The sequence below is a fragment of the Paraburkholderia sediminicola genome (assembly GCF_046027355.1).
GTDB lineage: Bacteria > Pseudomonadota > Gammaproteobacteria > Burkholderiales > Burkholderiaceae > Paraburkholderia > Paraburkholderia sediminicola_B.
The window spans coordinates 292,186-310,256 of sequence record NZ_JAQQEK010000001.1 but is presented as its reverse complement, the minus strand read 5'-3'; the positions used below and the strand labels follow the sequence as shown (position 1 = coordinate 310,256).

The following is an 18,071-nucleotide window of genomic DNA, read 5'->3' as shown; positions in this document are numbered from 1 at the left end:
TGGGGTATCGGCCCGCGCCAGCCGATACATGTCGGCAGGGCGCGGCAGCCGTCAGCGATGAGCACGTATCCACGTCTCCCGTTCCGGCAGTCTGGCTCGCGCATGTCGCTTATCCGTGGCGATGTCGTGGGCCGGTTGATGCGCGGCATGACCGTGCTCGGCGTACTTTTGGCATTTGGGTTCGCGTCATGCGAATCGAATGTTCCGCTTCGTGCCGCCGTGGCGCCCAACAGCGTCGTGGTGATTCCGGTGAACGGAGCGATCAGCCCGGCCAGCGCCGACTTCATCGTGCGCAGCCTGCAGCGCGCCGCCGACGACCGAGCGCAGCTCGCCGTGCTGCAACTCGATACGCCGGGCGGCCTCGATACGTCGATGCGGCAGATCATCAAGGCGATTCTCGCCTCGCCGGTGCCGGTCGCCACGTTCATCGCCCCGAGCGGCGCGCGCGCGGCGAGCGCCGGCACGTATATCGTCTATGCCAGCCACATCGCGGCGATGGCGCCGGGCACCAATCTCGGCGCGGCGACACCGATCCAGATGGGCATCGGCGGCGCCGAGCCGCCTGCGGGCGGCGGAACGCCGGGCTTGCCCGGTATTGGCGGCGGCAGCGGCGGCAACAACTCGGCCAAACCCGCAGCGTCCGCGCCCACTGATTCCGCCAGCGCCCTTCCGCTCGATACCCAATCGACAGAGCTGCGCAAGCAGGTCCACGACGCCGCCGCCTACATCCGCGGCCTCGCGCAGATGCGCGGGCGCAATGCCGACTGGGCCGAGCGCGCGGTCCGCGAGGCCGTGAGCCTGTCGGCGGCGGACGCGCTCGCGCAGCACGTCGTCGACCTGAATGCGCGCGACGTGCCCGATCTGTTGCGCCAACTTGATGGCCGCATGGTCGTCACGAGCACGGGCAACGTCAAGCTCGCCACCGCCAGCGCCCCGATCGTCACGCTCGAAGCCGACTGGCGCAGCCACTTCCTCGCCGTAATCACCGATCCGAACGTCGCGCTGATTTTGCTGATGATCGGCATGTACGGCCTGTTCTTCGAATTCGCCAATCCGGGCTTCGTGCTGCCCGGCGTGGTCGGCGCGATCAGCCTGCTGCTCGGCCTGTTCGCCATGCAGATGATGCCGATCAACTACGTCGGCCTTGGCCTGATCTTTCTCGGCATTGCCTTCCTGATCGGCGAGGCGTTTCTGCCGACCTTCGGCTCGCTCGGCTTCGGCGGCGTGGTCGCGTTCGTGATCGGCGCGCTGATGCTGATCGATACCGACGTGCCCGGCTACGGCATCCCTTTACCGATGATCGCCGCCGTGGCCGTGTTCAGCGTGGTTTTCGTGCTGGGCGTGTCGCGACTCGCGCTGCACGCGCGGCGCCGGCCGGTGGTGACAGGTTCGGAAGCAATGATCGGCAGTGTCGGCGTGGTGCTCGACGGTGGCCTGTCGCCGGCGGACGTCACGGCGGACGGCGCGTTAGGCGGTTGGGCACAAGTGCATGGGGAACGCTGGCGGGTGTCCAGCACGGCCCCGGTCGCGGCGGGCCATGCGGTGCGCGTCACCGCGCGGCGCGGCCTGACGTTGACCGTGGTGCCCGCGGAAGCACGACAACAAGGAGAAAGCTCATGATCGGTTTCACATTCGGCTTCAGCAGCATTCTGATTCTGCTGGTGGCCGCGCTGATTGCTTCATCGATACGGATTTTTCGGGAGTACGAACGCGGCGTCGTGTTCATGCTCGGGCGCTTCTGGAAGGTCAAGGGGCCGGGCCTCGTGCTGATCATTCCGATCGTGCAGCAGGCCGTGCGCATGGATCTGCGCACCGTCGTGTTCGACGTGCCGCCGCAAGACGTGATCACGCGCGACAACGTCTCGGTGAAGGTCAACGCGGTGGTGTATTTCCGCGTGGTCGATCCGGAGAAAGCGGTGATCCAGGTGGCGCGTTACTTCGAGGCGACCAGCCAGTTATCGCAGACGACCTTGCGCGCGGTGCTCGGCAAGCACGAACTCGACGAACTGCTGGCGGATCGCGAGCAACTGAATGCCGATATCCAGAAGGTGCTCGACGCGCAGACGGATGCGTGGGGCATCAAGGTGTCGATCGTGGAAATCAAGCATGTGGATATCAATGAAACGATGATCCGCGCGATTGCCCGCCAGGCCGAGGCCGAGCGCGAGCGGCGCGCCAAGGTGATTCACGCGGAAGGCGAATTGCAAGCTTCGCAGCACCTGCTGGAAGCGGCACAGACGCTGTCGCGCCAGCCCCAGGCGATGCAGTTGCGTTACCTGCAAACGCTCACGACGATTGCCGCCGATAAGAATTCGACGATTGTTTTCCCGCTGCCGATCGATCTGCTGGGCGCTGTGCTGGACCGCTTCAGCAAGCCGTCGGCGCCCTGAGTCGCAGGATCATTCTGCCCAGTTTGATTCGCTGGGTGAAATGGTGCATTGCCTTCAATCGCCTTACTCGAAATGCATTCCAAAACTAAAATATCGGGGTCGTTTTTAACCGCTCCATAGGAGCTCGTCATGAAAATCGTTTCTCGAGTTGGACTCGGCGCGCTGTTGGCCGCCGTGAGCATGAGCACCGCGTTTGCGCAGACTTCGGCGCGGCCTTACGACCCGTCGGCACCGAAAACGCGTGCCCAGGTGAAGGCCGATCTGGCCGACTGGCGTGCCGCCGGCTACGATCCGCTCGACTGGATCGACTATCCGGAGAATGCGCAACGCGCGGGCCGCATCGTCGCGGCACGGCGGGCGCAGTCGGGTGGGACGATGACGCAGTAAGCGCCAGTTGCCGCGTGGCATGCGGGGCTGCCTGCGACTGCAACGGTCGCGGGCGCGGCGCGCCCCACATGCCTTTTCCGCTTTTCCGCTTTTCCGCTTTTCCGCTTTTCCGCTTTTCCGCTTTCCCGCTTTCCCGCTTTCCCGCTTTCCCGCTTCCCGCTTCCCGCTTCCCGCTTCCCGCAACATCGTAAATTCGCTTGCCGCGCCGCCCCGCGCGCTGGCAAGGTATCATCTCGCCCCTTCGACAACCCGCTGCCGGAATCTGAACCATGTCAATCTGGGTTGACGCCGACGCCTGTCCAGTCGTGATCAAGGACATGCTGTACCGTGCCGCGCGCCGCACCGGCACGACGCTGACGCTGGTCGCCAATTCGTTTCTGCGCGTGCCGCCCTCGCCGCTGATCCGCGCGATCCAGGTGCCGGCCGGTTTCGACGCCGCCGACGACCTCATCGCCGAACGTGTCGCCGCGGGCGATCTCGTGATTACCGCCGACATCCCGCTCGCCGCCGCCGTGCTGGCCAAAAACGCCCAGGCGCTCGATCCGCGCGGCAACTGGTACACGCCCGGCACGATCGAAGAACGGCTGCGCATGCGGTCGATGCTCGACCAGTTGCGCAGCAGCGGCGTCGATACCGGCGGCCCTTCGGCCTTCAGCCAACGCGACAGCAAAAGCTTCGCGGGCGAACTGGACCGCTGGCTGGCGCGCCAACGGCCGCAGCCTGATGCATCGGCGCCACAATCTCCCGACGCACCGCCCGCCGAATGAGCCTTTACACAGCCGCTCAGCCACACAATGCGGCACGCCGCCACCAATCCTGACTACAATCCGCCCGTAACCTCAGCGCCCGCAGCCCCGGCGACGCGGCGCCTTCACCGCTCCAATCACAACAAACGCTTTCTGAACGACGAGAGACCCGCCTCATGGACTCCATAAAACGCTACTTCGGCTTTGAAGCCGCCGGCACCAACCTGCGCACCGAAGTGCTCGCCGGACTGACCACCTTCCTGACGATGGCCTACATCATCTTCGTCAACCCGGCGATTCTCGGCGACGCCGGCATGCCGAAGGACGCGGTGTTCGTCGCGACCTGCATCGTGGCCGCCCTCGCCTCGCTGATCATGGGCCTCTACGCGAACTATCCGATCGCGCTCGCGCCGGGCATGGGGCTGAACGCGTACTTCGCGTACACCGTCGTCAAAGGCATGGGCTTCACCTGGCAGGCCGCGCTCGGCGCGGTGTTCATTTCCGGCTGCCTGTTCCTGATCGTCACGCTGTTCCGCGTGCGTGAGGTGATCGTCAACGGCATACCGCATTCGATACGCATTGCCATCACCGGCGGTATCGGCCTCTTTCTCGCGATCATTTCGCTGAAGTCGGCCGGCGTGGTGGTCGGCAGTCCCGCCACGCTCGTGACGCTCGGCGACCTGCACAACCCGCACGTGATTCTCGCGGTGATCGGTTTCTTCGCGATCGTCACGCTGGATCATCTGCGGGTGCGCGGCGCGATCCTGATCGGGATTGTCGGCGTGACGGTGCTGAGCTTTTTCTTCGGCGGCAATCAGTTTCACGGCATCGTCTCGGCGCCGCCGTCCATCTCGCCGACGCTGTTTCAACTCGACATTCGCGGCGCGCTGTCGGGCGGCGTGCTGAACGTGATTCTTGTGTTCTTCCTCGTCGAACTGTTCGATGCGACCGGCACGCTGATGGGCGTGGCCAATCGAGCCGGCCTGCTGGTGGAAGGCAAGATGCACCGGCTGAACCGCGCGCTGCTCGCCGACAGCACGGCGATCCTGGCCGGCTCGATGCTGGGCACTTCGTCGACCACCGCGTACATCGAGAGCGCGTCGGGCGTGCAAGCCGGCGGACGCACCGGCGTGACGGCCATCACCGTGGCCGTGCTGTTTCTCGCGGCGCTGTTTTTCGCGCCGCTGGCAGGCGTGGTGCCCGGCTATGCGACGGCGCCGGCGCTGCTGTATGTGTCGTGCCTGATGCTGCGCGAAATGCTCGACCTGCCGTGGGACGACGCCACCGAAGTCGTGCCGGCCGCGCTCACCGCGCTGCTGATGCCCTTCACCTATTCGATCGCCAATGGCGTCGCGTTCGGCTTCATCTCGTATGCGGGCCTGAAGCTGTTGACCGGCCAGGCGCGCAAGGTGAAGCTGGTGGTGTGGATCATCGCGGCGATTTTCCTGTTCCGCTATTTCTATCTCGGCAGCGAGTAGGCGCGGCGCGGACGCTCGTCGGCCAAACCCGGGTCTGGATCAACGACGGTTTTATTCACGGTGCCCATTCCGGTCGGGCACCGTTTATCATCTGACGATTTATAAAAACGATCGACCTGGACACGGGAGTCCCCTACATGTCTTACAGCCGCACCTCGGACCGCTATACGGCGCCCGCCATTTTCTTTCACTGGGCCATGTTTCTGCTGATCGCGCTGGCTTACCTGGCGATCGAGATTCGCGGGCCCAAGGGCAGCGACAGCCGCGCGTTCTGGAGCAGCGTGCATTTCTGGTGCGGCACGCTGGTGCTGGGGCTGGCGTGTTTGCGCCTGTTATGGCGACTGTGGGCCGGGGCGCCCGCCGAAGTCGATAGCAACCGGCTGGTCGCCTTTCTGGCGCGGGCCGCGCATCTCGCCTTGTACATTTTCATCTTCGTCCAGCCGCTGCTCGGCATCCTGATGATCAACACCGGCGGACATCCGGTCACGCTGGCGTGGCTCAATATCGATTACACGCTGGTCGGCGCCGATCCTGTCGCGCGGCCATTGCTCAAGACGGCGCATGAGTGGCTCGGCAACGCGTTCTACTGGGTGATCGGTTTGCACGCGCTGGCCGCGCTCGCGCATCACGTGGTGTTGAAGGATCGGACGCTGCGGCGGATGATTTGAGCGCGCTCGCGCTCAAATTCGCAAACCGGCGGCACGGCTGGCCGCGGACGGTTTGAATGATCGATGCCGCGCGTGGGTTTCCTGGGCTTCTGCTTCTTGCGCGGCTTTCCTGCTTGCGGCGTTGACCGACCGGACGTCGGAAACGCCTTCAGTCAATTACGCCAGTTGGCTTCGTAGAAGCGCACATAGCCGCTTCTCAGCACGAGACATTGCGCTCTCGTTTCCGATATCAGGCGTCGCGTGGCCGCTTCGATCCTGGCGCGGTGCGTGTCGAATGCGCCGACCATGTCCTCCAGACGCGGCGATGCGGCGCCGTAGTGGTCTTCCAGTGCCTCCGCCGTGATCATGCATTCCACCCTCTGCCCATCGACCATCGCCGGGAACGCCAAGGTGAGTTCGCGACCTGAATATTCAGGAGTTTCATTCGGGAATAGGATCTGCATGGGTGTTCACCTGGAAGGTAGGTGCTGCGCATGGTGTAGCCTGGTAGTGCGCACGCCGGTTGCGTCTGATCGCGTCGCTAGCGCCAACCTCCTTGTCCAATGCTGACGACGCGGGCTCGTCACCTGAATGCGGCGGCCGAATAGTTCGCGGCCCGCGGAGGTGATTTGATTCACTTTAGACGAGTTCGAGCGCCGCGCAAGTTTTCCTTTCCGTTTGCCTGATTTTGGTGCCCTGCGCGTTTTTTTGAGGCACGCCGCGCCGCGCCGCCTCCGTTTTTTCCCTGCCGTGCGCTGCGCGATTCGTCCTGTAATATCGGTGTTCGGCCGTGTGCGCGCATGTTGCGCTGCGGCATCGAGCGGAGGGCAACGTACCCGCCGTGTCCGTTTCACCGGAGACATGCCTTGACCCAACGTTCCGCCACGCCGCCCACTGTGGGTCGGCCCGATGTCATCGCGCAAGCTCATGCCCGCTCGCTCGAAATCGGCCTGCGCGCGTCGGAGACGCCGGACTTTCATCCGCTGCCGCGGCCGGCGCTGCGTCAGCTCGTCGATCGCAATCAATCGCTTTTTACGCATGCGCTTCCCGTCATGGAGACGCTGCATGCGCAGATCGTCGATACGCAAAGCATGGTGCTGCTCACCGACAATCACGGCGTGATCCTGCACAGTCTCGGCGACAGCGACTTCGTCGAAAAGGCCAATCGCGTCGCGCTGTGTCCGGGCGTGTCGTGGGCCGAAGCGGATCGCGGGACCAACGCGATCGGCACCGCGCTCGTCGATGGACAGCCGACCGTCGTGCACGCGGGTGAACACTTCCTGCACGCCAACCGGATCCTCACCTGCTCGTGCGCGCCGATTGCCGACCCGTTCGGACGCACCATTGGCGCATTGGACGTGAGCGGCGACACGCGCGGCTTTCACAAGCACACGCTCGCGCTCGTGAGGATGTCGGCGCAGATGATCGAGAATCATCTGTTCTCCAATCAATTCGTCGACGCGATTCGCGTGCATTTTCACGCGCGCGCGGAATTCATCGGCACGCTGTTCGAAGGGCTCGCGGCGTTCGCGGCGGACGGCACGTTTCTGTCGGCCAATCGCAGCGCGCTGTTTCAATTCGGGCAACCGCTCGCCGAGCTGCAACGGCAACCCTTCGATGCGCTGTTCGGCGTGGCCTTCGCGAGGCTGTTGCAGCAGATCGCGCGCGCGCCCGGCGAGAGCATTCTGCTGACGCTGCCGAGCGGCGTGCGCGTGGTGGCGCGCGGCGAATATACGCCGCCCCGCTATGTCGGACCGGCGGAAAGCCTGGCCGGCACAGTGCGCGCGCCATTGTCCGGCGACGCGCGTCATGCGTCGCGCTGCATCGATCCCGCGCCGCTAGCCACGCTTGAAACGCTCGACACCGGCGACGCGCAAGTCGCCGCGATCCTGCGGCGCGTCGCCAAACTGCGGGGCCGCGATATTCCGATTCTCGTGCTCGGCAAGACCGGCACCGGCAAGGAGTGGCTGGCGCGGGCCATCCATCACGATTCGCCGCGCCGGGCCGCGCCCTTCGTCGCGCTGAATTGCGCCTCGTTGCCGGATACGCTGATCGAGGCGGAGTTGTTCGGCTACGAAGACGGCGCGTTCACCGGCGCCAAGAAACGCGGCAGCGTCGGCAAGATCGTGCAGGCCGACGGCGGCACGCTGTTTCTCGACGAAATCGGCGACATGCCGCTCGCCCAGCAAGTGCGCCTGATGCGCGTGCTGCAGGAGCGCAACGTCGTGCCGCTTGGCGGAACCCGGGCGGTTCCGGTGGATTTGCGCATCGTCTGCGCGACCCACCGCAACCTGCGCGAGATGATCGAAGCCGGCACGTTCCGCGAGGACCTCTACTACCGCATCAATGGACTCGTCCTGACCTTGCCGGCGTTGCGCGAGCGCACCGATCTTCGCGCGCTCGTCACGCGCATGCTGGAATTGCAACCCGATGGCGAACGCTTGCCGCGGCGCGTCTCCGCCGAAGTGCTCGAACGATTCGCGCAATGCCGCTGGCCGGGCAATCTGCGGCAACTGGCCAATGTGTTGCGCACCGCGAGCATCATGGCCGAAGGCGCGGAGCAGATCGAACTCGACGATTTGCCCGAGGACTTCTTGCAGGATTGCGTCGACAGCGCGACTGAGCCATGCGTGCGGTCGCCGGCGGCGCGTGCGGGTTCAGAGGCTTACGACGAACTCCGCGCCACAGCGCAAACACAAGGGCAGCCGGCGTCCAGCAAGATGGAGGCGTGGCAGGCCACGTTGATCGCGCAAACGCTGGAACGGCTCGACGGCAATGTGTCGGCGGCGGCGCGCGAACTCGGATTGGCGCGCAATACGGTGTACCGCTATTTGCGACGCAACGGCACGACTCATTGAAGAGGCAACCGACGCGGCAACGTGTAAAGTGTGGCGCAACCCGTCACAGACTCACACGATGTCCGACTCTACCCGCCCGCCTCTCGTTCGCGTCGAGCCGCTCGGCCACAGCTTCGAAGCGCCCGATTCGCTCACGATTCTCGAAGCTGCCGGCTTCGCGAATCTGCGTTTGCCGCGCTCGTGCCGTAATGGGACGTGCCGCACGTGTCTGTGCAAAATGACTGCGGGACGCGTGCGCTACACGATCGAATGGCCTGGGCTCAGCCGGGAAGAAAAACAGGAAGGCTATATTCTGCCGTGCGTGGCGATCGCGGAATCCGATGTGGTGATCGAAGCGCCGGACGCGGTCGAATTGCCGCCGCTCAAATGAAGCGCGGCGCATGCGTGGCTCAGGGGCGCACGCACGCCGCTCGTCTCGAGCCTTAACGCCCGTTACTCATCGCCCGGGCGATTTTCCTGTCGGTGTTGTACTGGCTCAGCGCGTACACCGACCAGATCGCGGCCGGAATCCAGCCGATCAGCGTGATCTGCAGGATCAGGCAGATGATGCCCGCGAACGGACGGCCGATGGTGAAGAACTGGAACCACGGCAGAATGATGGCAAGCAGTAGACGCATGCAGATTTTCCGTTATTGATAATGGCTAGTTGATCGGTGCGAAGCGCGGCACCTTGGCGCCGTCGACTTCGACCAGTTCGAAAAATACCGAAGCCGGACGCGTCCAGATCGTGCCATTGCTGGCTTTGTAGACGATCATCGTGACCGTCGGATCCGGCTCGAGCGTGGCCTCGCAAACCAGTTCGTAAATCCCACCTTTGTAGTGCCGGTAACGCACCATTCTTATCCTCCCTGAATTGACCAATCTCGGCGGTTAAGCAACGGTCGAACCGTCAGCCGCCCTCTTTCATCTGCTTGAGAATCTTGTAAACGGTGGCGCGTCCCATCGTCAGCACGGCGGCCACGTAGTTTGCGGAACTGCGGCCGCGAAATGCGCCTTGTGCGTGCAGTGCCTCGACAATCTCCCGCTTGTGCTCGCGCGTGAGCGCATTGATGCCGATCTGCCGTTCCCGCAGCCACGTGTGCAGGTACGTGTTGATGCGGTCCTGCCAGTCGTCGCGGAACAGTTCCTCCGCGGGCGCGTCCGTCAGATTGCCGCCTTTGATGAACAGATCGAGCGTGGAACGCACATCCTCGAACACGGCGATATTGAAGTTGATGCACAGCATGCCGGCCGGCTTGCCGTCGTCGTCGAACAGGATGTTGCTCACGCAACGCATGCGCCGGCCGTCCCAGTTGAGCTTTTCGTACGGTCCGATGGTCTGGCCGCGCGCCGCGTAATGAACTTCGTCCAGCACCGACGGGCCGCCGACTTCGAGCTTCGACAGATTGTTCACGAGGTACGCGATGGTCTGATCGCGCAGGTCGTGAATCACCACTTCGGCGCACGGATAGAAAAGCGCCGCGATGCCGTCGGCGATGGGAGCGTAGCGCTCGAGCAGCAGGTCTTTCACGGGAGACACGTTTGGGTTGCGCATGGGCAGTCGCAATGTTCGAAGGATGCGGCAACTCGCCATTGTAGCCACCCGGCCCGGCCGCGGCGACTACGGCGCCAGCCACGCTTCTAAAAAAACGAACGCTGACGCCCTTCGGCATGCGGCGATTTTTGTCCGCTTGGCGAGCAATTTTTTTTCGTGCGATAAAAGACCCATCTATTTCACGGAGCAACAGATGGCCACGCTTGAAGCGTTTCGCGCCGTGCTCGATGACGAAGGCACGCCGGAAATCATCCGCAATCACATCATCGATTCGCTGCAATACACGCTGCGCAATCACGGACAGATCTTCACGTCGAAGGAAGTCGAATGGCTGGCCGGCTGGGATGACGCCCGCATTCCGCTGGCGGCATCGCGCGAGTTGCAGAAGCGTGTCGCCGAAACTTCCCGCTGAAGCACGAGTCTGTTGTTCGTTCAGCGCCCGCGCCGTCACGGCGCAACCCCTCACCCGGCGTGCCGCTCATGCCCCGGCACGCCGTTCGCGACGATCGCGTCGCTCGCAAAGCCCCGCCGGCCGGGCGGTTTGTCCCTGCGTGGAACTTTTTGCTATCCAATTAGCCCTATTTAGTGCATCATATTGGAATAGCTGTATCCCGCATTCGCCGCATTCGCGTTACCAGGCAACAACCGGCTTGATCAGGCAACACCGGGCAGTCTAAAACCGGCGTCTGCGCACCACCCCCGACTGTTCGACCGCCGCCTGTCGGCGATCCCGTCACTCCGGCAATGCGTCGCATGCATTCGCCGTCGCGAGTTGTGCAGCTGAGTGTTCAGCGTTTACGCGCCTGATGTCCGCGCGACATCAGCGTGTTTCTTCTCCATCGAATCCGCGATTTTGCGCGGCCGCGCTCAAGCCCTTGCCATCGGGCCTGTGCCAACCTTTTTCCATGGCGGCGCGCCCCAAGGCGCTGCGCTGCCCGGCCTGTCGTGCCGCGCGTAACACGCGTGACATGCCGGCCACGTATTACAGGACACGTGCTTCATGAATTCAGTTGTCAAGACGTACAAGGGTTATGAAATTCACCCGCTCGTCTATCCGCGCCGCCCGGCGGACGGTCAGACGAGCCGCAATCCGGACGCCGGCTACGACGCGTCGGTGCGCATCTGCCGCGTGGGCGCCAATCCGGCCGCCGACGGGCGTGTGTTCCGTCTGCAGTACCTGTTTCCGTTCGACGGCACGGGCAAGGCGCGCATTGCGTGCATGGCCCACGCCGAACAATTGATCGACGGCCGTGTAGACGGCCAGTCCGTCGCCGATCTTTGAGCGGTACTATCAGCGCATAGGCTGATGCCGCAGGACAGCGGGCTCGAAAAGCCCGCTTTTGCCCCCATCTGATGTTGTGCTGCCCGGCGTGGGCGACCAACACCCCTTATCCCATCGACCAGGAGTTATGCATGGCGAAAGAAGAACTGCTTGAACTTGACGGTATCGTCGACGAAGTACTTCCGGACAGCCGTTACCGCGTGACGCTCGACAACGGCGTCGTGGTTGGCGCTTACGCGTCCGGACGCATGCGCAAGAACCACATCCGTATTCTCGCGGGCGACCGCGTGACGCTGGAACTGTCCGTCTACGATCTGACCAAAGGCCGGATCAATTTCCGTCACAAAGACGAGCGCGCCACCGGTGGCGGCGGTGCTCGCAACACGCAATTCCGTCGCCGTTAAGGCTGGCGGCACGCTGACCGCGCCCCGCACGGTCCTGGCGTGATCCATTGCGACTAAGTTGTACGCGAAGCCATTCGCGCGCCTTCTCCGGCTTGACTCGCTGATCCATTGACTCGAGCCTGAGCGGCGCGCTGCGGCATCGCCTCGTTGCAGCCTGGTTTTGCCTGATTTTCTTCAGCGCCTGGCGCTTTCTGTTGCCAGCGGGCGTTTCACCGCCTTCCTCGCTTCCTCCATACGCGCGCTTAAAGCCCGAACACCGTCCCGAGATCCTCTCCGGCGGCGCTCTTGCGCACCTGCTCGACTACTCGTTCCTCCAGTTCCGCCAAATGGTCGCGCATAGCCGCCAATGCAACGTCGAGGTCGCCCGCGTCGAGTGCGTCGATGATTTGCGTGTGTTCGTCCGCGGAGCAGGTCGAACCCTTCGACGGGTCGAACAGCGCTTTATACAGCTCTGTTTTGGCGACCAGTTGCCCGACCAACCCGAGCAATTCCGTGCCGCCCGCCAACTCCGTCAGCAGCACGTGGAACTGGCCGGCAAGACGCACGGACTCTTCGACGGCGCCCGCGCTCAACGCCTTCTCCTCGCTGCGCACGTGCGCGCGCAAGCGCCGCTTGTGCTGCGCGCTCAACGCCCCACACAAAGCCGCGACGATACCCGCCTCGACGATCTGCCGCGCGCGATACACCTGGCGAATGTCCTCTTCCGATGGCGACGGCACGAACGCACCGCGATTCGCCTCCAGCACGAGCTTGCCCTCGAAGCCCAGCCGCGCCAGCACCTTGCGCAGCGCGCCGCGCGTGCAGCCGAACGCGGCGGCGAGATCGCGTTCGACGAGTTGCGCGCCCGGCCGCAGGCGCCCCTGCAACAACGCGGCGGTAATGGACGCGTAGATACGCTCTTCGACGCTGATCGAATCGTCGTCGCGTGCAGCTTGAATGGGCGCTTCGGTGTCGGTAGACGACGAACGCCGGGGACGTGGAGCCATGAATGATGTAATCGGGAAATGAGCGATATCGGCAGGCATTCTAGCGGCGGCGGACAGCCTGCGCCATCGTCTACGGTTCGTGCAAGTGGATGCCCATGAACAGACTTCTTCTTGCGTCTAAACCTCTAGCGCTCAGCGCCTTGCGTTTTCAATGGGAACGCCGAAGAGCCGCGGCGATGCTGCTGCGGCGGCACTTCGTGGTTTCGTTGAAGAGATGCGGGCTTCCGGCTTCGCGGCAGACTTTCTAACACAACGTGGGATCCGCCGGGGCGTCGACCGCACCGACGCGAAGGCCTCGAACCCGGTCGCCGGTCGCGCTTTTATTGCCCCGTGTTGAGCACAACCCTGAACCGTGCTGCGCCGCTCAGCATCCGGTCGTAGGCGTCGGCGGCTTTCGTTAGCGGGAATTCTTCGATCATCGGTTTGATGCCCGATAGCGCGCTGAAGGCGAGCGTGTCCTGAGAATCCGCCGACGTCCCCGACGGCCAGCCTTGCACCGAATTTCGCCCCATGATGAACTGCGCGATCGGCACCTCGACGGGCTCTTCGGAGAGTCCCACCATGATCAGCTTGCCGTTCAATCCCAGGCCGCCCACCACGGCGCTCATCGCTTTGCCGCTGGTGACGGTTGCCAGAATCACGCGAGCGCCGCCCAAAGCCTGCAATGCTTCTGCGACGTTCACCGCCGTGCTGTCGATGTAGTGATGCGCGCCAAGCTCTTTCGCCAGACTGGCCTTGTCCTGCCCGCGCGCGATGGCTACCGTGACGAACCCCATCTTTCGCGCGAACTGCACGCCGAGATGGCCGAGTCCGCCAATGCCCAGCACGGCGACCACATCTCCGGCACGCGCGCCGCTGTTGCGCAGCGCGTTGAATGTCGTGATGCCTGCGCACAGGAGAGGGGCGGCATCGACATCGGAAAGATCATCCGGAATACGCGCCAGCGCTTCGACCGGGGCCACCATGAACTCGGCATAGCCGCCGTCGTAGCTGATGCCAGGCACGAGTGCGCGCTGACACAGAACAAAATCGCCTCGACGGCAATGCTCGCACCGTCCGCAATGTCCGCCGTGCCAGCCGACACCGACGCGCTGCCCCGCCTGCCATCCTTCAACGCCCGCGCCGACGGTATCGATGACGCCTGCGATCTCGTGCCCGGGCACCCTCGGATATTCCAGGCCCGGCCACTGCCCTTCTTTTGTCAACACGTCACTGTGGCAGATACCGCACGCCTGGATCTTGATGAGCACCTGTCCAGCGCCGGGTCCCGGCACGTCCCGTTCGACGAGTTCCAGGGGTCCGCCAGCCTTTGCCACCTGCACTGCCTTCATCGTCCGCATCGCTTTCCTCCTTGTGCAAGAGACGAACGCGAGCCGACCGAACCCGGTTCGCGGATTTGCCGCCGACGTCACCCTCCGGTCGAGCGCTCAGCTTACGCCATATTGACGGCAGCGCGCCCCGGCCTTGTCAATCTGGCCATGAGCGTTGACTCTGTTTCGAACCGGTCTTGCAGGCGGGATCATGGTGGCGAATGGGGGCATGGTCGCCGTTGGAGAAAGCCGGGGTTCCAGGTCTGCGAACCGCATTGGGTTCCAGCCTGTGGCCGTGGGGACGAGTATTCAATCGGATCACCAAGAAGGCCGAGGTCGTTGAAGCGATGAGCTTAGCCCCCGGCCCTCTTCGCGCTGTGGCCGTATTTTTTTAGCGCCTCGATCACGCGCTCGCAATGGTCACCCTGCACTTCGATCACGCCATCCTTGACCGTTCCACCAGAACCGCAGGCCGTGCGTAACTGCTTGCCTAGCGTGGCCAAGGCAAGAGGTTCGAGCGCCAGTCCTTTAACGAGCGTCACGCTCTTCCCGCCCCTGCCCTTGGTCTCGCGAGTCACTCGCACCACGCCATCACCCACCGCTCGTGTTTTGGCGAGTGTCTTGCAGACACATTGCGCGAGCACCTGGCCGCATTCGGGACACATCCGTCCGCCATCGGTGGAATAAACAAGGCCGCCTTTTGAACTACTCTTCATGATTGGCTTACTCAAAGACATCTAAGTCGGGAATCACGACGAGTTTAGCAGGGGCGCCTGTACGACCCTCCGATGTTTAACCGCACTACCGGCGCCACGCTGCGCGATTTCTCGCATCCTGCCGTCGCACGGCAGTTCTGGGGCGATTGCCAATGCAGTAGAGATAGCCGCGGGTCCAGTGATAGCCATCCTTGCCGCGCGCTTCGGTGACGAGCGCGCCCGGGTCGGCTTACCGGGCCACGGGCATCGCGAATTCCGCACCTTTGGCGATGCTGTCGGGCCAGCGCTGCATGACGCTCTTGTAGTGCGTGTAAAAGCGCACCGCTTCCTCGCCGTACGCGTGATGATCGCCGAACAGCGATCGCTTCCAGCCCCCGAACGAATGCCACGCCGGCGGCACCGGACTCGGCACGTTGATGCCCACCATGCCGATGTGAATCTGCCGGGAGAATGCGCGCGCCGCGCCGCCATCGGATGTAAAAAGCGATACGCAGTTCCCCAGTTCGTGCGCGTTGACGAGTGCTATCGCACTCGCGAGATCAGGCACGCGGACAACCGACAGCACCGGCCCGAAAATCTCTTCCCGATAGATGCTCATATCGGGCTTCACGTCGTCAAAGAGCGAGCCGCCCAGAAAGAAGCCCTCTTCGTGGCCGGGCACGCTATGGCCGCGACCATCGACGACGAGCCTGGCACCTGCCGCGACGCCGGCGTCGATATAGCCCAGCACCTTGGCGCGATGCGCGGCACTGATGAGCGGCCCCATGTCCAGATCGGGCTCCATGCCGCCGCCGATCCTGAGCGAGCGCACGCGCGGCGTGAGACGCTCGATCAGCTCATCGCCGATACGCCCTACCGCCACCGCGACCGAGGTCGCCATGCAGCGCTCGCCGGCCGAGCCATACGACGAGGCGATCAGCGCATCGACCGCTTGATCGAGGTCGGCGTCGGGCATGACGACCAGATGGTTTTTCGCACTGCCCAACGCCTGCACGCGCTTGCCGCGCCTGGCGCTTTCGCTGTAGATGTATTCCGCGACCGGCGTCGAGCCGACGACAGATATCGCGGCCACATCGGGGTGTTCGATCAGCGCATCGACGACGGCCTTGCCGCCATGCACGACATTGAACACGCCTTTGGGAAAGCCCGCCTCGATAAACAACTCGGCAAGCCGGATCGATGCCGACGGCGTGCGCTCCGAGGGCTTGAGCACGAACGTGTTGCCGCACGCGGCTGCCATCACGAACATCCAGCACGGCACCACCATCGGGAAATTGAACGGCGTGACGCCTGCCGCCACGCCGAGCGGCTGACGTAGATTCCAGTTGTCGATGCCACCGCTGATCTGATCGGTGAAATCGGTCTTGAGCAGGTTCGGAATGCCGCACGCGAATTCGACGATTTCGATACCGCGCACTACTTCACCCTTCGCGTCCGAAAACAGCTTGCCGTGGTCGCGCGTAATGAGCTCGGCGAGTTCGTCCGAATGCGCCTCGAGCAGTTCCTTGAACTTGAACATCAAACGCGCGCGCTTGAGCGGCGCGGTTTCGCTCCAGGCCGGGAACGCGGCTTTCGCAGCGGCGACGGCGGCGTCGACTTCGGCTGCGTTTGCGACCGGCACGCGGGCCGCCACCCGGCCTTGCGCCGGATCGAATACGTCGCCGAACCGCCCGCTCGCGCCAGCGGCGCGTTGACCGTCGATAAAATGACTCAGCTCGCGCACCGCGCCTTGATTTGCTTCGCTCATGTGGACTCCTATGGCGGAATGCGGGCGCTGCCAGCGCCACGCCTCCTGATGTCTTCGAACATGGGTTGTCCGGCTTCAATGCCGATCGGGCCGACGGCTCCAATAGAGGCCAATGTAGGCGCATTGATTCGGATTTCGAACACCCGCATCCGACAAACAGTCTTGCGCAGCAGGAACAAATCGAAATTAGCGGGATCGCTTGGCAGGCCGGACATCAACGGTGACGTTCTGTGCAACGTAGCCGCGGGACTCGCTGAATGGTGGGCTCGGATCCAACAGCTGGAAAGGCTATGTCGGACTACGACCGACTTCTCAAGGGGACTAGGAAGCGAGCATCGCATCCTCGCGACGACGCTTCTGCTTCTGCGTTACTGGCACACTCGTTGCAACTGAATGGGCGTGAACCCCAACTGTTCACAAGTCGCCAACAGGCGATTCCTCACGAACGATGTGCAACAGCATGGAGAAACGTCATGAACAACCTTATCGTTAAAGACATCAACGATTGTGTGCCGATGGACAGCGAGGCAATGGCCAAAGTGTCCGGCGGCGCTGGGCGCAAGACCGTTCCTGAGGCCATTGCCGACACGATCCGTTTGTTGAATGGGATTCGTGACGGCTCAACCACCATTGGGGATCACGGTGGAATCACCGTGGAACACGGACCAGACTGATTACGCTCGCCCCTGCGCGTCGCACTTCGTCTGGCCGACGCGCACACTACTTCTCAATGGCACTTCAAGTTTGCGCAGGCGATCGTTCTCCTGGCGTTGCGCGCCGCGCCAATGGCCGTTAAGGCCGATGCAAGAGCATTTGCCCGTGACAAGCGGATCGTCGATCACGGGGCGGATCCGACGCGTTCAAAGCGATTGCAAGGCGAGCACGATGCCTGCACCCAAAGCGACAAGGAAGATTACCGCGCCTGTCGTCCGTCGGCGATTGAGCCCGGTCCAGAGCACCACGCCGGTGAGTGAGAGCAGCACGAGGCTTCCCGCCATCGAGTCCGCCAGCAGGATCCAGCCTGCTCGCGCACCTTCGGCCCGATGCAATCCTTCCAGCGTGTTGACGAGACCTTGATCGCGGCGTTCGACATCGATTGTGTTGCCGCCCTTCCAGTACTCCGCGCTGAGAAGGTAGCTCGGCGCGATGAAACGGATCTGCCAACGCTCGGGTTGCATCACGGACCGGTCACCCCAGGTGACAGCGTGAGCGGGTTCGCGGTTCGCCCGTTCCGCAGGACGGTCCAGTTTGAGTTCCGAGCGCAACCAGTTCGCCATGTCGCGCGGAGACTGGGGAGCCGGATCGGGCACCTGCAAATGTATCTTCGATACGGCCGGCGCGTCGCCGACGCGGATCTTCATGGTCGCCCGATGATTCTGCAGAAAACCCGTCACGCCGAAGAGCAAGCCAAGTACGGCGCCCCACAATCCAATCCAGCCATGAATCCGCCGCAACCATTTGAGAAAGACACCGCGACGGCTTGATGACTTGCCCTTTTGCGACAGCGGCTCGGCAGCTTCAGCGCGCGGCTCGTTTATTTCGGTTACCTGAGTATTCATGGTCTGCTTCCCATTGTCTGCTTGGAG

The 18,071-nt window shown here is 63.4% G+C and carries 22 protein-coding genes and 1 pseudogene; 13 read left to right on the top strand and 10 right to left on the bottom strand.

Annotated features, from left to right (window positions below):
* Window positions 1-57 precede the first annotated feature (57 nt).
* From PQR42_RS01485 to PQR42_RS01460, 6 genes are all read left to right on the top strand, one after another.
* The gene (locus PQR42_RS01485; protein WP_408384784.1) at window positions 58-1,620 is read left to right on the top strand and encodes an NfeD family protein; all 1,563 of its coding nucleotides are present in this window, start codon (window positions 58-60) and stop codon (window positions 1,618-1,620) included.
* Window positions 1,617-2,390, top strand: coding sequence for a slipin family protein (locus PQR42_RS01480; protein WP_408131477.1), 774 nt, complete (start codon window positions 1,617-1,619; stop codon window positions 2,388-2,390). Before PQR42_RS01485 ends, PQR42_RS01480 begins: the two co-directional genes overlap by 4 nt.
* A 129-nt stretch (window positions 2,391-2,519) precedes the next feature.
* Entirely contained in the window at window positions 2,520-2,777 is a 258-nt protein-coding gene (locus PQR42_RS01475) for a DUF4148 domain-containing protein (protein ID WP_408209387.1), read from the top strand.
* Between the two features lie 269 nt (window positions 2,778-3,046).
* Window positions 3,047-3,544, top strand: coding sequence for a YaiI/YqxD family protein (locus PQR42_RS01470; protein WP_408209390.1), 498 nt, complete (start codon window positions 3,047-3,049; stop codon window positions 3,542-3,544).
* Between the two features lie 155 nt (window positions 3,545-3,699).
* Window positions 3,700-5,001 (top strand): NCS2 family permease, encoded by a 1,302-nt coding sequence (locus tag PQR42_RS01465; RefSeq protein ID WP_408209392.1) that lies wholly within the window; start codon window positions 3,700-3,702, stop codon window positions 4,999-5,001.
* Window positions 5,002-5,138: 137 nt separating this feature from the next.
* Window positions 5,139-5,669, top strand: coding sequence for a cytochrome b (locus PQR42_RS01460; RefSeq protein WP_408209395.1), 531 nt, complete (start codon window positions 5,139-5,141; stop codon window positions 5,667-5,669).
* 152 nt (window positions 5,670-5,821) lie between these two features.
* On the opposite strand, the gene PQR42_RS01455 is transcribed toward PQR42_RS01460, so the two are convergent.
* Window positions 5,822-6,112, bottom strand: a complete 291-nt coding sequence (locus PQR42_RS01455; protein WP_012427513.1) for a DUF1488 family protein — start codon at window positions 6,110-6,112, stop codon at window positions 5,822-5,824.
* Between the two features lie 402 nt (window positions 6,113-6,514).
* Here PQR42_RS01455 and PQR42_RS01450 point away from each other — a divergent pair, with 402 nt between their 5' ends.
* Together PQR42_RS01450 and PQR42_RS01445 are read left to right on the top strand one after the other, a co-directional pair.
* Window positions 6,515-8,506, top strand: coding sequence for a sigma-54-dependent Fis family transcriptional regulator (locus PQR42_RS01450; RefSeq protein WP_408384786.1), 1,992 nt, complete (start codon window positions 6,515-6,517; stop codon window positions 8,504-8,506).
* Window positions 8,507-8,564: 58 nt separating this feature from the next.
* Window positions 8,565-8,876 (top strand): 2Fe-2S iron-sulfur cluster-binding protein, encoded by a 312-nt coding sequence (locus tag PQR42_RS01445; RefSeq protein ID WP_408209401.1) that lies wholly within the window; start codon window positions 8,565-8,567, stop codon window positions 8,874-8,876.
* 52 nt (window positions 8,877-8,928) lie between these two features.
* Here the strand turns inward: PQR42_RS01445 and PQR42_RS01440 are convergent, their stop codons facing one another.
* From PQR42_RS01440 to PQR42_RS01430, 3 genes are read right to left on the bottom strand one after another with little or no spacing between them, the layout of a single operon-like run.
* A complete protein-coding gene (locus tag PQR42_RS01440) occupies window positions 8,929-9,123 on the bottom strand; it encodes a YqaE/Pmp3 family membrane protein (protein WP_408209404.1) in 195 nt (64 codons plus the stop codon).
* A gap of 25 nt (window positions 9,124-9,148) precedes the next feature.
* On the bottom strand, window positions 9,149-9,343 hold the full coding sequence (locus tag PQR42_RS01435; RefSeq protein WP_310818226.1) for a DUF1653 domain-containing protein: 195 nt from the start codon (window positions 9,341-9,343) through the stop codon (window positions 9,149-9,151).
* Between the two features lie 52 nt (window positions 9,344-9,395).
* Window positions 9,396-10,040 (bottom strand): helix-turn-helix transcriptional regulator, encoded by a 645-nt coding sequence (locus PQR42_RS01430; RefSeq protein ID WP_095421107.1) that lies wholly within the window; start codon window positions 10,038-10,040, stop codon window positions 9,396-9,398.
* Window positions 10,041-10,233: 193 nt separating this feature from the next.
* On the opposite strand from PQR42_RS01430, the gene PQR42_RS01425 reads away from it, so the two are divergent.
* The 3 genes from PQR42_RS01425 to infA all read left to right on the top strand — a co-directional run bounded on the left by PQR42_RS01425 (window position 10,234) and on the right by infA (window position 11,726).
* A complete protein-coding gene (locus PQR42_RS01425) occupies window positions 10,234-10,452 on the top strand; it encodes a hypothetical protein (RefSeq protein WP_106277571.1) in 219 nt (72 codons plus the stop codon).
* A 588-nt stretch (window positions 10,453-11,040) separates the two neighbouring features.
* On the top strand, window positions 11,041-11,322 hold the full coding sequence (locus tag PQR42_RS01420; protein ID WP_035557986.1) for a hypothetical protein: 282 nt from the start codon (window positions 11,041-11,043) through the stop codon (window positions 11,320-11,322).
* Between the two features lie 131 nt (window positions 11,323-11,453).
* Entirely contained in the window at window positions 11,454-11,726 is a 273-nt protein-coding gene (infA, locus tag PQR42_RS01415) for a translation initiation factor IF-1 (protein ID WP_012427521.1), read from the top strand.
* A gap of 242 nt (window positions 11,727-11,968) precedes the next feature.
* Here infA and PQR42_RS01410 read toward each other — a convergent pair whose 3' ends face one another.
* On the bottom strand, window positions 11,969-12,712 hold the full coding sequence (locus PQR42_RS01410; RefSeq protein WP_408384788.1) for a GntR family transcriptional regulator: 744 nt from the start codon (window positions 12,710-12,712) through the stop codon (window positions 11,969-11,971).
* A gap of 148 nt (window positions 12,713-12,860) precedes the next feature.
* Between PQR42_RS01410 and PQR42_RS01405 the strand changes: the two are divergent.
* Window positions 12,861-13,113 (top strand): annotated as a pseudogene (locus PQR42_RS01405) (hypothetical protein); the annotation flags it as partial.
* Here the strand turns inward: PQR42_RS01405 and PQR42_RS01400 are convergent.
* The 3 genes from PQR42_RS01400 to PQR42_RS01390 form a co-directional block, all read right to left on the bottom strand.
* Complete coding sequence (locus PQR42_RS01400; protein ID WP_408384790.1) at window positions 13,033-14,052, bottom strand: alcohol dehydrogenase; 1,020 nt, start codon at window positions 14,050-14,052, stop codon at window positions 13,033-13,035. The pseudogene PQR42_RS01405 and the gene PQR42_RS01400 sit on opposite strands and share 81 nt — an antisense overlap.
* 323 nt (window positions 14,053-14,375) lie before the next feature.
* Window positions 14,376-14,738, bottom strand: a complete 363-nt coding sequence (locus tag PQR42_RS01395; protein WP_408384792.1) for a translation initiation factor Sui1 — start codon at window positions 14,736-14,738, stop codon at window positions 14,376-14,378.
* Between the two features lie 229 nt (window positions 14,739-14,967).
* Window positions 14,968-16,485, bottom strand: coding sequence for a CoA-acylating methylmalonate-semialdehyde dehydrogenase (locus PQR42_RS01390; RefSeq protein ID WP_408384794.1), 1,518 nt, complete (start codon window positions 16,483-16,485; stop codon window positions 14,968-14,970).
* 473 nt (window positions 16,486-16,958) lie between these two features.
* Here PQR42_RS01390 and PQR42_RS01385 point away from each other — a divergent pair, with 473 nt between their 5' ends.
* Window positions 16,959-17,159: a hypothetical protein gene (locus tag PQR42_RS01385; protein ID WP_408384796.1), complete on the top strand. Its 201-nt coding sequence runs from the start codon at window positions 16,959-16,961 to the stop codon at window positions 17,157-17,159.
* Here PQR42_RS01385 and PQR42_RS01380 read toward each other — a convergent pair whose 3' ends face one another.
* On the bottom strand, window positions 17,160-17,327 hold the full coding sequence (locus PQR42_RS01380) for a hypothetical protein (RefSeq protein ID WP_408209421.1): 168 nt from the start codon (window positions 17,325-17,327) through the stop codon (window positions 17,160-17,162).
* 18 nt (window positions 17,328-17,345) lie between these two features.
* A complete protein-coding gene (locus PQR42_RS01375; protein WP_408209424.1) occupies window positions 17,346-18,044 on the bottom strand; it encodes a PepSY-associated TM helix domain-containing protein in 699 nt (232 codons plus the stop codon).
* Window positions 18,045-18,071: the final 27 nt, after the last annotated feature.

Excerpts from the sequence above, each read along its gene's own strand:
- PQR42_RS01485 (WP_408384784.1), top strand. The coding sequence starts at position 58 with ATGAGCACGTATCCACGTCTCCCGTTCCGGCAGTCTGGCTCGCGCATG.
- PQR42_RS01480 (WP_408131477.1), top strand. The coding sequence starts at position 1,617 with ATGATCGGTTTCACATTCGGCTTCAGCAGCATTCTGATTCTGCTGGTG.
- PQR42_RS01475 (WP_408209387.1), top strand. The coding sequence starts at position 2,520 with ATGAAAATCGTTTCTCGAGTTGGACTCGGCGCGCTGTTGGCCGCCGTG.
- PQR42_RS01470 (WP_408209390.1), top strand. The coding sequence starts at position 3,047 with ATGTCAATCTGGGTTGACGCCGACGCCTGTCCAGTCGTGATCAAGGAC.
- PQR42_RS01465 (WP_408209392.1), top strand. The coding sequence starts at position 3,700 with ATGGACTCCATAAAACGCTACTTCGGCTTTGAAGCCGCCGGCACCAAC.
- PQR42_RS01460 (WP_408209395.1), top strand. The coding sequence starts at position 5,139 with ATGTCTTACAGCCGCACCTCGGACCGCTATACGGCGCCCGCCATTTTC.
- PQR42_RS01455 (WP_012427513.1), bottom strand. The coding sequence starts at position 6,112 with ATGCAGATCCTATTCCCGAATGAAACTCCTGAATATTCAGGTCGCGAA.
- PQR42_RS01445 (WP_408209401.1), top strand. The coding sequence starts at position 8,565 with ATGTCCGACTCTACCCGCCCGCCTCTCGTTCGCGTCGAGCCGCTCGGC.
- PQR42_RS01440 (WP_408209404.1), bottom strand. The coding sequence starts at position 9,123 with ATGCGTCTACTGCTTGCCATCATTCTGCCGTGGTTCCAGTTCTTCACC.
- PQR42_RS01435 (WP_310818226.1), bottom strand. The coding sequence starts at position 9,343 with ATGGTGCGTTACCGGCACTACAAAGGTGGGATTTACGAACTGGTTTGC.
- PQR42_RS01430 (WP_095421107.1), bottom strand. The coding sequence starts at position 10,040 with ATGCGCAACCCAAACGTGTCTCCCGTGAAAGACCTGCTGCTCGAGCGC.
- PQR42_RS01425 (WP_106277571.1), top strand. The coding sequence starts at position 10,234 with ATGGCCACGCTTGAAGCGTTTCGCGCCGTGCTCGATGACGAAGGCACG.
- PQR42_RS01420 (WP_035557986.1), top strand. The coding sequence starts at position 11,041 with ATGAATTCAGTTGTCAAGACGTACAAGGGTTATGAAATTCACCCGCTC.
- infA (WP_012427521.1), top strand. The coding sequence starts at position 11,454 with ATGGCGAAAGAAGAACTGCTTGAACTTGACGGTATCGTCGACGAAGTA.
- PQR42_RS01410 (WP_408384788.1), bottom strand. The coding sequence starts at position 12,712 with ATGGCTCCACGTCCCCGGCGTTCGTCGTCTACCGACACCGAAGCGCCC.
- PQR42_RS01400 (WP_408384790.1), bottom strand. The coding sequence starts at position 14,052 with ATGCGGACGATGAAGGCAGTGCAGGTGGCAAAGGCTGGCGGACCCCTG.
- PQR42_RS01395 (WP_408384792.1), bottom strand. The coding sequence starts at position 14,738 with ATGAAGAGTAGTTCAAAAGGCGGCCTTGTTTATTCCACCGATGGCGGA.
- PQR42_RS01390 (WP_408384794.1), bottom strand. The coding sequence starts at position 16,485 with ATGAGCGAAGCAAATCAAGGCGCGGTGCGCGAGCTGAGTCATTTTATC.
- PQR42_RS01385 (WP_408384796.1), top strand. The coding sequence starts at position 16,959 with ATGAACAACCTTATCGTTAAAGACATCAACGATTGTGTGCCGATGGAC.
- PQR42_RS01375 (WP_408209424.1), bottom strand. The coding sequence starts at position 18,044 with ATGAATACTCAGGTAACCGAAATAAACGAGCCGCGCGCTGAAGCTGCC.